The organism is Streptomyces sp. DvalAA-14 (assembly GCF_900091855.1).
Taxonomy (GTDB): domain Bacteria; phylum Actinomycetota; class Actinomycetes; order Streptomycetales; family Streptomycetaceae; genus Actinacidiphila.
This window is the reverse complement of the sequence record NZ_FMCH01000319.1, coordinates 1-11,929: the sequence shown is the minus strand read 5'-3', so window position 1 is coordinate 11,929 and position 11,929 is coordinate 1. Positions and strand designations below refer to the sequence as shown.

13 protein-coding genes and 2 pseudogenes are annotated in these 11,929 nt (G+C 71.0%); 6 read left to right on the top strand and 9 right to left on the bottom strand.

What is annotated here, in order from left to right; genetic code table 11:
• Positions 1-209: 209 nt before the first annotated feature.
• The gene (locus GA0115240_RS15915) at positions 210-1,682 is read left to right on the top strand and encodes a hypothetical protein (protein ID WP_370673344.1); all 1,473 of its coding nucleotides are present in this window, start codon (positions 210-212) and stop codon (positions 1,680-1,682) included.
• Between the two features lie 506 nt (positions 1,683-2,188).
• On the opposite strand, the gene GA0115240_RS15910 is transcribed toward GA0115240_RS15915, so the two are convergent.
• Positions 2,189-3,289 carry an ArsR/SmtB family transcription factor gene (locus tag GA0115240_RS15910; protein ID WP_093737330.1) on the bottom strand — a complete coding sequence of 367 codons (1,101 nt, stop codon included), beginning with the start codon at positions 3,287-3,289 and terminating at the stop codon, positions 2,189-2,191.
• A gap of 125 nt (positions 3,290-3,414) precedes the next feature.
• Between GA0115240_RS15910 and GA0115240_RS15905 the strand changes: the two genes are divergently transcribed.
• Both GA0115240_RS15905 and GA0115240_RS15900 read left to right on the top strand, forming a co-directional pair.
• Positions 3,415-3,885, top strand: coding sequence for an aminoacyl-tRNA deacylase (locus GA0115240_RS15905; RefSeq protein ID WP_093737329.1), 471 nt, complete (start codon positions 3,415-3,417; stop codon positions 3,883-3,885).
• 94 nt (positions 3,886-3,979) lie between these two features.
• Complete coding sequence (locus GA0115240_RS15900; protein ID WP_093737328.1) at positions 3,980-4,615, top strand: LysE family translocator; 636 nt, start codon at positions 3,980-3,982, stop codon at positions 4,613-4,615.
• A gap of 83 nt (positions 4,616-4,698) precedes the next feature.
• On the opposite strand, the pseudogene GA0115240_RS39245 reads toward GA0115240_RS15900, so the two are convergent.
• Positions 4,699-5,260: pseudogene (locus GA0115240_RS39245) on the bottom strand (Tn3 family transposase); the annotation flags it as partial.
• A 131-nt stretch (positions 5,261-5,391) separates the two neighbouring features.
• Positions 5,392-5,526, bottom strand: a pseudogene (locus tag GA0115240_RS15890) (IS1380 family transposase); the annotation flags it as partial.
• Positions 5,527-5,650: 124 nt separating this feature from the next.
• On the opposite strand from GA0115240_RS15890, the gene GA0115240_RS15885 reads away from it, so the two are divergent.
• Both GA0115240_RS15885 and GA0115240_RS15880 read left to right on the top strand, forming a co-directional pair.
• Complete coding sequence (locus GA0115240_RS15885) at positions 5,651-5,965, top strand: hypothetical protein (RefSeq protein ID WP_093737326.1); 315 nt, start codon at positions 5,651-5,653, stop codon at positions 5,963-5,965.
• A 20-nt stretch (positions 5,966-5,985) separates the two neighbouring features.
• Positions 5,986-6,258: a hypothetical protein gene (locus GA0115240_RS15880; protein ID WP_141708852.1), complete on the top strand. Its 273-nt coding sequence runs from the start codon at positions 5,986-5,988 to the stop codon at positions 6,256-6,258.
• A 317-nt stretch (positions 6,259-6,575) separates the two neighbouring features.
• Here the strand turns inward: GA0115240_RS15880 and GA0115240_RS15875 are convergent, their stop codons facing one another.
• The 3 genes from GA0115240_RS15875 to GA0115240_RS15865 form a co-directional block, all read right to left on the bottom strand.
• Entirely contained in the window at positions 6,576-7,619 is a 1,044-nt protein-coding gene (locus GA0115240_RS15875) for a sulfotransferase (RefSeq protein WP_093737324.1), read from the bottom strand.
• 194 nt (positions 7,620-7,813) lie between these two features.
• Positions 7,814-8,527, bottom strand: coding sequence for a phosphatase PAP2 family protein (locus GA0115240_RS15870; RefSeq protein WP_093737323.1), 714 nt, complete (start codon positions 8,525-8,527; stop codon positions 7,814-7,816).
• Positions 8,524-8,739 carry a hypothetical protein gene (locus tag GA0115240_RS15865; protein ID WP_141708851.1) on the bottom strand — a complete coding sequence of 72 codons (216 nt, stop codon included), beginning with the start codon at positions 8,737-8,739 and terminating at the stop codon, positions 8,524-8,526. The genes GA0115240_RS15870 and GA0115240_RS15865 overlap by 4 nt, the downstream gene beginning before the upstream one ends.
• Before the next feature lie 120 nt (positions 8,740-8,859).
• Between GA0115240_RS15865 and GA0115240_RS15860 the strand changes: the two genes are divergently transcribed.
• A complete protein-coding gene (locus GA0115240_RS15860) occupies positions 8,860-9,288 on the top strand; it encodes a BlaI/MecI/CopY family transcriptional regulator (protein WP_093737321.1) in 429 nt (142 codons plus the stop codon).
• Between the two features lie 73 nt (positions 9,289-9,361).
• Here the strand turns inward: GA0115240_RS15860 and GA0115240_RS15855 are convergent, their stop codons facing one another.
• The 3 genes from GA0115240_RS15855 to GA0115240_RS15845 all read right to left on the bottom strand — a co-directional run.
• Positions 9,362-10,204: an ABC transporter permease subunit gene (locus GA0115240_RS15855; RefSeq protein ID WP_093737320.1), complete on the bottom strand. Its 843-nt coding sequence runs from the start codon at positions 10,202-10,204 to the stop codon at positions 9,362-9,364.
• Complete coding sequence (locus tag GA0115240_RS15850) at positions 10,201-11,130, bottom strand: ABC transporter ATP-binding protein (RefSeq protein WP_093737319.1); 930 nt, start codon at positions 11,128-11,130, stop codon at positions 10,201-10,203. Before GA0115240_RS15850 ends, GA0115240_RS15855 begins: the two co-directional genes overlap by 4 nt.
• 162 nt (positions 11,131-11,292) lie before the next feature.
• Positions 11,293-11,929: bile acid:sodium symporter (locus GA0115240_RS15845; RefSeq protein WP_346267946.1), on the bottom strand; the 637-nt coding region annotated here is incomplete at its 5' end.

Below are 11,929 nucleotides of genomic sequence, written 5' to 3'. Positions count from 1 at the left end.
CACGAGCAGCACCAGCCCGAACACCGATGTGAGCCACGGGCCCCGCAGGGGACTGCGCCAAGGGCCCGCGGGAAGGCGGGGGGAAACTTTCATGCCTGGCGACACTAGGTCCGGGCAGGGCGCCTGGCGGGTCGGCAACTCATGACGAAACTCTGACGTGCTGCCGCGACACGACCGGCGCGGGCCGGCGACTGCCTAGGGTGCGACGCGTGAGTCTCTCCCCCTCTCCGCTGCACGGCGCCGGCCCGCATCCACCTGCCGACGGCGGCCGGGCGACATCTTCCGACCGTCGTCCGGACCTGGTGGCGGCCGGCGCGGCGGCACTGTTCTTCCTGGTCATGGCCGGTATCGGGGCCTGGCTGCAACGCGACAGCTATCTGCTGAAGTCGCCGTGGCCGCCGCTGGAGGCCTGGTGGCGGCCGCACGCCGGACCCGGTACCCCACTGGCCGTCATCGTGGCGGTGCTTGTCATCGGTTACGGGCCTGGTCTTGCCGCCCGGTTGTCCTGGCGCGGGCTGCTGTGGTCGGCGTGGGCGACGGCGATGGCGTGGACGTGGTCGCTGGCCCTGGTGGACGGGTGGCAGCGCGGCATCGCCGGGCGGCTCACCGTCTCCGGCGAGTACCTGACGGAGATATCGCGGTTCCGCGACGCCGGGCCGGCGGTGCGGACCTTCACCGACCACATCCTGGCCGACTCACCGGACCACCACTGGGCCACCCACGTCGCCGGGCATCCGGTGGGCGCCGTCCTCACCTATGTCGGCCTGGACCGGATCGGACTGGGCGGCGGCGCGGTCGCCTCGGCCTTCACCATCACCGTGGGCACGTCGCTGGCGCTGGCGGTCCTGCTGACCCTGCGCCTGCTCACCGGCGAGGAGCGGGCACGGGCCGCCGCGCCGTTCCTGGTGCTCACCCCGGGCGCGGTGTGGGTGGGCGTCTCCGCGGACGGCTACTTCGCCGCCGTCGCCGCGTGGGCCCTGGCGCTGCTCGCGATCGCGGCCACCCGCGCCTCCCGCTGGGGCACGGCCGTCGCGGGCCTCGGCAGTGGTGTGCTGTTCGGCGCCGCCGCCTATCTCTCCTACGGCCTGGCCCTGCTGGTCGTCCCCGGCCTGGTGATCCTGCTGTGCGCGCGCACCGCCCGCCCGGTCCCGTACATGCTCGCCGGGGCAGCCGCGGTGGTCGCCGCGTTCACCGCCGCGGGCTTCGACTGGTGGGAGGCATACGGGCTGCTGAAGACCCGCTACTACCAGGGCTACGGCGGCGTACGCCCCTACAGCTACTGGTTCTTCGGGGACCTGGCCACCGTGGTGGTGTCGGCCGGGCTTGCCTCGGTGGCCGGGCTGCGCAGGACGCTGGCCGCGGTGCCCGGCGGGGTACGAGCCTGGTGGACGGGCGGCAACCGCGCACCCGTCCAGACGGGCAGGGCCCTCGGGGCCCGGTGGCAGCGCGGGGACCGCCAGGCAGTCGCCAGCGTCCTGCTCCCCCTCGGATTCCTCCTTGCCATGCTCGCCGCCGACCTGTCCGGCATGAGCAAGGCCGAGACCGAACGCATATGGCTCCCCTTCACCCTCTGGCTGCCCGCCACCGCCGCCCTCCTCCCCCGCCGCGACCACCGCGCCTGGCTCGCCGCCCAGGCCATCGTCGCGCTCCTGGTCAACCACCTGCTGCTGACCGGCTGGTAAGCATGCCCGTAGCAAGGTGTTCGGTGTGGTGGCCGAGCTTTACGACGCCTCCCGCCCCGGCTACGCGGCCAGCATGGTCACGCAGGTATCGGCCTACGCGTCTCTCGGGGACCGAGCGGCTGTGGAAGTCGGGGCGGCTACAGGGAAGGCCACGGCTCGGCGGCCTCCATGGCCCGGTGGGCTTCGACGGTCTCGTCGAACCGGAAGACTCGCGTGGGGCGGGCCCGAAGCGGCCGTGACGCGCGAGCACCCCACTGCGTTGGAGTTCGCCGGCGGCGGCGAGGGTCTGCACCATGAACTTCACGGTGGACAGCAGCTCGCCGGTGCGCGGGTGGCGGACGGTGAGGTCCATGGGGCGGAGAACGCGCCGTCGTGGATGCGCGGGGCGTAGGTGAGCAGCTCGTGGAACTTCGGCCGCTGGAGCGGGTGGAGGCGGCTGGAGGTACCTGGGTCCGACACAGGGCCTATCTCTGGCGATGCCCGCGGGGGCTGGCAACAGCGTTCGCTCAGTCCTCGGGCCTGGGGGCGAGAGTGATGAGGGCGGTGGCAATCTGGTCGAGGCGGGCAGGGGCGAGGGCGTAGAGAACGTAGTAGCCCTCGCGCTGGGTGGTGGTGAGTCCTGCCTGGGTGAGCTGATGGAGGTGGCGGGAGGTGACGGAGGGGGACAGGCCGAGGAGAGAGGCGAGTTCTTGTGTGGTGCGGCTCTGGGCGGCGAGGTGGGTGACGATCCGCAGGCGTGGGGCGGCGGCCAGGGCCCGGAGCGCGGTGAGGGTGTCTTCCTGACTGGCGGGGCGGGCGGTCGAGGCGGGCGCGAGGGGCAGAGCGGGGTAGGTGATCCGCAGGGGCCAGGGGGCGTCGCAGGTGACGCGGACGTGGGGCCAAACGTAGTGGCTGGCGGTGAACGTCACGGGGTGGTCGCGTGTGACGGAGATGTCGTGGTCGTGCGGACGGTCGAGGCGCAGGGTCCGGCGGCCGGGGTCCACGCGGATCTGGGGAGCGAGGGTGCGGAGCATCGGGAACAGGCCGTGGTGGGCGATCCGGGCGCCTGAGCGGGTGATCGACTCGTACAAGGAGGGCTCGATGCGCTCCCACTCCTGGGCGAAGGCGGCGTCCCAGTAGTCCTCCAGCACGGTGAGCGCGTCGTCGAGGACGGGGAGGGGGTCGGTGAGGATGCCCTCCAGGCGTGCCGCCCGGCTTGGGTCGCTGGTGCGGTACTCGGTGAGTACCGCGTCACGGGTGGCGTGGTCGTCGACGAGGTCGTCGCCGGTGTGGCGGGTGGTGTCGACGAGCGTTCGGGCGAGTTCGGCGGCCAGCAGACCGGGCGGCAGGCCCCGTACGGCCGCGAGCTGGTCCGCGAAGTCGGCGTCGTGATCACCGGTGCGGCTTTCGAAGAGGGCGGGGATGTAGTCGGCCACGACGAATTCGTGCCCGCGCATACGCCGGCGCAGGGCGGCGGGCAGGCGGCGGCACCGCCTGACCCAGGGGACGTGCAGGGCGTGGTGGCCGGGGTCGGTGAGGACGTGCCAGGAGTGGACGGCTTCGAGCAGGGGGGAGACGGAGAAGGCGATGTCCTCCTCTGCCGTCTCGGCGAAGCGCAGGGTGATCACGATTGCAGGATTTCACAATCAGTTGATCGGAACCGGTCGTCCCGGTCAGGCTCAGGAGCGGATCGCGCGCCGTCCGGCCGCGGGTCGACTCCCTTCCGTTTCGAGCAAAGGCTGCAGGTGACTCCATGAGTACGCCCGAAGCGCCCTGGCAGGCCGTACTGGACTCTGCCGGCTGCCCGTACACCGTCCACCAGCATGCCGCGGCGCACAGTGTCGCCGAGCGCCAAGCCCTGCCTTTCCCCTGGTCGCAGGCGGTGAAGACGCTCGCCTTCGCTACGTCGGACTTCTCGCTGCTGCTCGTGGTGCTGCGGGCGGCGGATCGGGTGGACTTCGCCCGTCTGGCGGCTCTTTCGGGCACCAGTCGTTCCCGGCTGCGCGCGGCGGACGCCGGCCTGCTCGCCGCGGAGGGCCTGGTGCCCGGTGGCGTGCCTCCGGTCAGCCACCGGCCCGGGGTGCGGTGCCTGATCGATGCCGCGGTCGCCAACCCAGGCCGGCCCGTCTACTGCGGTGCCGGATCGGCCGACCGCACCCTCCAGATCAACTCCGCCGACCTGGCCCGCCTCCCCCGCGCCCAGGTGGGCGCCCTTTCCCGGTAGCCGTCCCATCCGCGCCGGGCCCACCCCTCGTCACGCTCACACCACCACACCCCTCTTCGCCGGTCGCGCGGCACAGATCAGGAAGTCCCAGCTCATGGTGAAGACGGAAAGCCTTCTCGCGTTCGCCTCGGTGTCCCTCGTCGTGATCGCGATCCCCGGCCCGAGCGTCCTGTTCGTCGTCGGCCGCGCCCTCGCGCACGGCCGCCGCACCGCGCTCGCCACCGTCCTGGGCAACCTCCTGGGCTGCTACGCCCTCGTCCTCGCTGTCGCACTCGGCGTCGGCGCCCTGGTCCAGAGCTCGACCACCGTGTTCACCGCCGTGAAGCTGGCCGGCGCCGCGTACCTCGTCCACCTCGGTGTCCAGGCGTACCGCCACCGTGGCCGGCTGCGCGCCGATCTGACGACCGGGGAGGGCGAACGGCGCGGTGATCTGCACACCGTCCTGGACGGCCTGCTGGTGGGCGCCACGAACCCCAAGGGCCTGGTCTTCTTCGCCGCGGTCCTGCCACAGTTCGTGAACCACGACGCGGGGAACATCCCGTTGCAGATGATGGTCCTTGGCCTGATCCATGCCGGGATCGGCCTGGTCTGCGACACCGTCTGGGGCCTGGGTGCCTCGGCGGCCCGAACCTGGTTCGCCGGCTCCGACCGGCGCCTGTCGATGATCGGCGGCACGGGCGGCATCGCACTGATCGGCCTCGGGCTCGCTGTCGCCACCACCCCCCACTGACCCCGCTGCAACGTCCACCCCGCGCGTCCGGCGGTGCGAGCGCCACGGCTCCGCCCGCAGCCGCCTGCCTGTCGGTCTCCCGTCGGGATGTCGGCCTGGGCGGCGATGAGAGCGGCGTTTGCCGTGGCGATGGTGCACGCCTCGGACACCAGCAGCGCTACCACCGAGGTGTGCAGGTCCTTCTCCGGGTGGTGCCATCGCCGAGCTGGACGAAGGAGGGCGCCGAGCCGCCTCCATCCGGCGTCCAGGCCCCGCACGAGCTCCGCCAAGTGCTCGGTGACGGGCATGTCCGGGCTCAGGGCCGCCAGGACATCCTCCTCGACCGCGTCCCAGTCGGGCCCGTCCAGCAGGCGGGCTCGCGGGTTGGACCAGCGGTGCGACGGAGCGGCGAAGACGTCGCGGTTGTTCAGGGCCCGGTGCAGCTGCTCCAGCACGCACACCACGTACGCGTCCCGGTCCACCGCGCCCTGCGGCAGATCCGGGTTGGCGTACACCGCCCTGCGCCACGCCGGCGGCACCAACTTGTCGTCCACCTCGGCCCGGCGGCAGCGGCTTGATGCCCACCTTCCGCCGCGCCAGCGCCGGAAGACCCCGCACCCCGGCCAGGACCCGCTTCCCGTGCCGAGGCCGATCCACGGGCCTTGAGCATTGCTCCGGCTGCGAGTTGGTAGACGACTTCACCGTCGACAAGTGGCCGTCGTGGGGGAAAATCCTCACCGCCCGTTGCCGCTCGGGTTGATGACCTCCAGGACCTGGTGGTGCAGGCGTCCAACCGGCGCCGCCGATATCGCCTGGTCCAGGCCGGTCTTGCGGATCGTCTCGATCAGCAGCACACCACCGGCGTGGGAGACCACCCCGCGACCACCGCCCTCGGTGCGGACACGCGGGTAGGACCCGATACGCTTCTGCACCTGGAGAGTGCTTCTTTCCTGTGACGACCTGGACCCTAAACAAGTCCAATCGTTGCGGTCAGGGGCACTTTTCGCGTTTCTGATCACCCGCCGGACACAACACCAGCAAGGGAGAATTCCCGCGATGACAGACGAACACGAACCTGACGGCGATCCCTACGTGCTGTGGCACGTGCGCCATCTCGCGGTGGAGCAGGACGAACGGGTCATCCATCTCGATGCGGACGGCACCATCCACCGGGACGAGGAGGAGTGGAGGATCATCGGCATCTACCCGAACCAGGCAGTCGCGGAGAGGCAGCGGGAGGTCTCCAGGCAGCTTGCAGGGTTCCGAGACGAACCTGATTGTTTCGAGATCGTACCCGTGACGGTGGACGAGAATTTGTGGAACGAGGGGTTCGTCACGGTGTACCCGGAAGGGCTTGGGCGAGACTCATGAACCGGACGCTCTACCTCCTGGTGCACAGGCATCACTTCGCGGACGAGCCGGGCGCTCCCACCACCGTCGACTTCATGGAAGACGGCGAACCGCTCTTCTGGGACGACAGCGAGGACAGCTTCACGTTTCTCGGCCTGTACTCAAGCCAGCGACGGGCGGAACAACGCATCGAGCAGGCGCGCACTCTACCCGGGTTCAGGGACCATCCCAACGGCTTCCACGTGCACGAGTACACCGTGGGCCAGACCCACTGGGCCGAAGGATTCCTCGTCGGCGAACTAACCGACGGCTGAGCAGGCACCACCGCCTCCAGTCGCGATTCTTCTCGACGGTCCGCCGACTCCATAGGAGGACTGAACGGCCTGCGAGGCCCTCTGGAGGCCGTCTCCCTGGACGTGGACGCGCGGGTCAGCGCAGCTCGGTAATCCCTGACACGGTTCCCGCCAGACCAGCCAACTGTGCTGCCTCTCGCGCGAATTGCGTACCGCTCCGGTACGGCTCGTGTCCGGCCTCACGGCGGTGGACATGGAACGCGAAGCGGTCAAGGTCGTGCCACAGCCACATCACGCCGACGTCCAGGCAGCTGAAACACAAGAGGTTCGGAACGGTGTCATGTCGCGGGGTTCGGGCAACGGCTCTTGAGCGCGCGCTCGCCGGGGGCGCAGCGTTCTCGCAGCGCGGTCAGTTCGCCGGAAGAGAGCCGTCGCGAAATGCCGACACGGCTGCTGTCCAGCGCTTGGCCCCCGGTGTCCAGCCAGGTCGGGAGCGGCTCGACGCCGATGAACGCGGCGAGACGGGCCAGTTCACGGCGGGGGGCGCCGAGGAGGTCCTCGTAGGCGAGCGTGGTGCGCAGCTGAGCGGGTACCTCGTGAAGGAGGACCGTTGCGTCGGTGACCAGTTGTGACCACAGTGCGCCGAACTCGTGGACGGGGATCGGACGGTCCCGCACGGCGGCGGCATCGAAGCGGTCGGTGAGCAGGGCCGCGAGTTCGGGTGGCAGGGAACGGATCTGGTCGGCGGTCAGGCCGGTCACGTCCGTGGCGCCGGTCCGGGCCAGGATGTCCCGCAGGAGGTAGATGATCCGGTAGCCGGGGTGGCGGCTCATGGACACAGCGCAGTCGGGGCCGTCCCGGAACAGATGGACGAACCGTGCGTGGGGGAAGGCCGCCCGCAGGAGCGGGACCCGGTGCGCGGAATAGCCCGAGCGTTCGACGACGACGGACCGGCCGAACCGTGCGCACAGGGTGCGGAACAGCGCCTCGTGGTGTTCTGGCGCAGTGCGGTGCGGCCAGCCGGTGACCTGGGCTTCGAGTTCGTCGTACAGGGAGTCCGGGTCGTCAGTGAGGTGTGGCAGGACCATGAGGGCGAGGGCGGGGATGCCGGTGGCGCGTGTCGCGAACCGGCCGGGCCTTCGTGTGTAGAGGAATTCCGGCATCGGGTACCCGCTGCGGATCATCGTTTCGAACCGTGGGTTGGGCTCGGCCAACAGCCGCCAGAACTCCTCGCCGGTGAGGGCGCCGTCGGGCAGTGCCGAAGAGCCCACCGAGGCCATGAACTCATTGAGGCTGAGTACGTCCGGATGCATGTTGAGGATGCCGGACAGGGCGGTCGACCCGCTACGCCCCGTCCCGACGATGAAGGTCAGGTGACGCATGGCCTTGCTCCTTCAGCACATCCGACGGCTCCGGGCAGCGGTATCCGTCCGGCGTGGGGACCTTCCCTGCCTCCCTGAAAGCAAACCGGGACCTGGGGCCGACGGTTACGGGTCCCGTACACCGGGTGATCCATCCGCCGGTGAAGTCGACCAGGACGTCGCCGCGGTCGGCGAACAGCGAGTCCGGGGACCTTCTATCCGTGCCCGGCAGGGCCGTCCGGCACCACCTGCCGAGACCGGTGAAGGATCGTGTTGTCGACGAGCCGGGTGAGGAGCGGCAAGGTCAGCGCCAGCCAGGCGGCCGCGAGCAGCCAGCCGCCGATGACGTCCGTGGGCCAGTGCACGCCGAGGTAGACCCGGGTGGCGCCGATCAGGGCGGCCCACATGGCGCACACCACCAGGAAGGCGCGCACGACGAATTGGGGCGCGCCGCTGCGCAGGGCGGACCACACGACGAGTCCCGCTGTCAGAGCCGTCGTCGTGGTGTGGCCGGACGGGAACGCGTAACCGCTGGCGCTCGCCGCCCAGTCCGCGACGGCCGGCCGGGGGCGGGCGAGGACCGACATCACTGCCGCCCGCACGCCCTGGCCGGCGAGCAGGACGGCAACGGCGGCGACCGCCGCCAGCACCTCCTGCTTGGGCCTGGCCGAGCGAGGACAAGCGGTCCATCCGGCGATCATCGCCGCCACGTACGGGATCGGGCCGGTGCCAGTGGACGTCAGCTGACCGGCCAGCGTGGTGAGATCGGACGACCGGTGGTGCACCACCCAGTGATGGATCGCCAGATCCGGCCCGATGGGCGCGCCATGACGTATCCCGACCTCGCCCAGGAGCAGCAGGAAGACAAGCGCGGGACCGGCGATCAGAACGATCGCCCGGGAGCCCGTACGGCCCAGCGGCGGCGTCACCGGGCTTCCACCACCCGGCGGAATGGGCCGCTCCTCGCCGAGGTGACTGGCGTGGCGGCCCGGCCGGACAGCCGGGTCAGCGGGATGCCCCGCGCGATGCCGAGAACGGCTGCCGCCAGGACATCGAGGGCGAAGGTAGGGGTGCGTGCCGTGGCGGGGTGCGGCGTCGGGGTGTCCGGCCCGGAGTCCGGTTGGGGGGACGGGAGAACCATGGCGAGCAGCACCTCCGCGGGCGAGTGGCAGGGCGCGGGTCTCTCCGCACCGCGCGCGACCGTCTACAGTGATGTAGACCTTCTACATGACTGTAGACGATAGAAGAGGAGAACGCTGACATGGCCGAGCCTGGAGCCACCCCGCGCCGTCACTCCGGGGAGTTGGAAGCCGCTGTGCTGAATGTCCTGTGGACGGCCGGCGCTTCGATGACTCCGGCCGATGTGCAGCGCGCCGTCGGCACCGACCTGGCCCGCAGCACGGTCGCCACCGTGCTGGCCCGGCTGCACGGCAAGGGCAGCGTGGTGCGCGGGCGTGTCGGCCGGGCGTACTCCTACACCCCGAAGCATGACGCCGCCGGCCTGGCCGCTGCCCGCATGCACGACGAACTGGACAAGCGCGGGCCTGACCGCCATGCCGTGCTGGCCGGGTTCGTCTCACGCCTGTCGAGGGGCGACGAGGCACTGCTGCGGCGGCTGCTCGACGTCGAAGATGCCACCAGCGATGACACCGGGCCGTCAGGCATGGCACCGGGCACCGCCCGGTCCTAGCCGAGCGGTGCCCGCGGGTATGCGCCTTGGGCCACTTCCGGTGCCCGCCCAAGGGAACAGCGGCGCGCCGGACTTATGCGTCGCGGCGCTTGAGCAGGACGGCGGCGCCGGCCAGCGCGGCCAGCGCGTAGAGACAGAAGACACCGAAGCCGGTCCACGGCGCCAGGGTGTGCGCCTCGCGGTGCAGCGAGATCAGTGCCTGACCGGCATTGCTCGGCAGGTAGGGACTGATGGCGTTGTTCCACGACTGGGGCAACGCTTCGGCCAGCGCCGGCAGGACGAGCAGCAGACCGAAGACGGTGGCGATCCCGCCCGCGGTGTTGCGGATCAGCGCACCGATGGCGACACCGAGCAGGCCGACCACGGTCAGGTACAGGCCGACGCCGAACACCATGCGGGTCACACCGGGCGCGCTCAGTGTGGTGTCGATGTGCTGGGACGACAGCAGCGCCTGCCCGATCAGGAAGGCGATCAGGGCGCCGACGGTCATCAGCACCCAGGTGACGGCCGAGTACAGCGCCGCCTTGGCCCACAGCACCGGCAGCCGGCGCGGCACCGCGGACATGGTGGCGCGGATCATCCCGGTCGCGTACTCGCCCGTGACGACGAGGACGCCGAGCACGCCGATCGCGAGTTGCGCGAGGAAGTAGCCGCGCAGGCTGGTCAGCGCAGGGTCGAAGTGCGCCCGCTCACCGGCGTGCATGTGCGGCCAGTGGTTGGCGGTGACCGCGCAGAACAGCGCGCCGAAGCCGATGAGCGCGACGACGGCCGCGATCAGCGTGTAGAAGGTGGACCGCAGCGTGCGCAGCTTGATCCACTCCGAGTGCAGCACCCGGGCCTGGCTGACGCGGCCCCGCGAAACTGCAGGGCTCGCGGCGGACCCGGCGGCCGGGGCAGTGGGGGTGAGGGTACTCATGCCGGCTGTCCTTCCTTCTCACGGGTGGGCGCCTGGAACTCCACTGCATCCTTGGTGAGTTCCATGAACGCCTCCTCCAGCGAGGCCTGCTGCGGGGTGAGTTCGGCCAAAGCGATGGCGTGGTCGGCGGCGATCCGCCCGATCCGGTCGCTGCTGAGCCCGGTCACCTCCAGTACGCCGCCGCCCAGCGACGCGACGCTGACGTCCGGGCCGGTGAGTTCCCGCATCAGGCCGTCGGCGTCGTCGGTGCGGACCCGGACCGAGCCGCCTGCCGCGTCCCGGACGAACTCCGCCACCGAGGTGTCGGCGATCAGCCGGCCGCGCCCGATGACTATCAGGTGCTCGGCGGTGAGCGCCATCTCGGACATCAGATGCGAGGACAGCAGCACGGTGCGCCCTTCGCCGGCCAGGTCCTTGAGCAGGTTGCGGATCCAGAGGATTCCCTCCGGGTCGAGGCCGTTGACCGGCTCGTCCAGTACCAGGGTGGCCGGGTCGCCCAGCAGCGCGCTGGCGATACCGAGCCGCTGGCCCATGCCGAGCGAGAACCCGCCCACCCGCTTGCGGGCCACCTCGCGCAGGCCGACGATGTCGACCACCTCGTCCACCCGGCGGCGCGGGATGCCGGTGGTGGCGGCCAGCGCCAGCAGGTGGTTGAACGCGCTGCGGCCGGTGTGGATGGCGCGGGCCTCCAGCATCGCCCCGACCTCGTGCAGCGGCGCCGGGTGCTCGGCGTACGGCTTGCCGTTGACCGTGACACTGCCCGAGGTGGGCGCGTCCAGGCCGAGGATCATCCGCATCGTGGTGGACTTGCCCGCCCCGTTGGGACCGAGGAACCCGGTGACGATGCCCGGCCGCACAGTGAAGCTGAGGTCGGCCACGGCGGTGCGCTCACCGTAGCGTTTGGTCAGGGCATGCGCTTCGATCATCAGGATTCCTCGGGAAGAAGGGGACGAGTGGAAGTGTGTGCCTTCATCGTGCTTGCGGCGTCCTCGCCGCGCGACGGCCTGCGGGGGGACCTGGGGGTCCGTCTGCTGCGCCGTCAGGTTGATCCGCGGTACGACCCGCGGCGTACGGAGCCGGCGACGGGGTCAGGGCAACCGGTGCGCCGTTCGGTCGGCCGTGGCGACCGGTCGGGTCCCGCGCGGCAGCAGGATGCTGCCGACCGCCCCGGCACCCACCTTCTGGAACAGGCTGTAGGCCAGGATGGGCATCAGAACCTGCGGGTGGGCGGGCAGTTGCGTGCTGGCGAAGACCGCGCCCGCGCTGCTGTTGTTCATGCCCGAGGCGAGGGTGATGGCGAGGGCGTCGCCGCGGTCGCGGCGCAGACCACGAGCCAGACCCCAGCCGCAGGCCAGGCCCGCCAGGCAGGTGGCCGCGGCCGCGGTGAGCGAGGCGGCGATGAACAGCGGCTGCGGGTGCAGCAGTTGGCTGCCCAGCGCCCCGGAGGCGTTGGTGTACGTCAGCACTACCGCCGCCAGCAAGGTGATCAGTTTCAGGGACGGCAGCGCCCGGGTGCGGCAGGTGCCGGGGGTGAGGCGCTGGGCCAGCAGTCCGGCCAGGCAGGGTGCGGTCACCGTGATCGCGGCGAAGAGGCCGCCGCCGGCATGCGCCATCCGGCCGAGGTCGGCGGCGTAGTGGCCCCGGGCCAGCAGGGCGGCGGTCGACAGGGTCACGGGGGTGGTCAGCGGGCTGAGTAGCGTCGAGGTGAGGACGATGCCGATGATC

Coding starts and splice junctions, on each gene's coding strand:
- GA0115240_RS15850 (WP_093737319.1), bottom strand. CDS start 11,130: ATGATCGAAGCGCATGCCCTGACCAAACGCTACGGTGAGCGCACCGCC.
- GA0115240_RS15855 (WP_093737320.1), bottom strand. CDS start 10,204: ATGAGTACCCTCACCCCCACTGCCCCGGCCGCCGGGTCCGCCGCGAGC.
- GA0115240_RS15900 (WP_093737328.1), top strand. CDS start 3,980: ATGGTGAAGACGGAAAGCCTTCTCGCGTTCGCCTCGGTGTCCCTCGTC.
- GA0115240_RS15885 (WP_093737326.1), top strand. CDS start 5,651: ATGACAGACGAACACGAACCTGACGGCGATCCCTACGTGCTGTGGCAC.
- GA0115240_RS15860 (WP_093737321.1), top strand. CDS start 8,860: ATGGCCGAGCCTGGAGCCACCCCGCGCCGTCACTCCGGGGAGTTGGAA.
- GA0115240_RS15905 (WP_093737329.1), top strand. CDS start 3,415: ATGAGTACGCCCGAAGCGCCCTGGCAGGCCGTACTGGACTCTGCCGGC.
- GA0115240_RS15875 (WP_093737324.1), bottom strand. CDS start 7,619: ATGCGTCACCTGACCTTCATCGTCGGGACGGGGCGTAGCGGGTCGACC.
- GA0115240_RS15865 (WP_141708851.1), bottom strand. CDS start 8,739: ATGGTTCTCCCGTCCCCCCAACCGGACTCCGGGCCGGACACCCCGACG.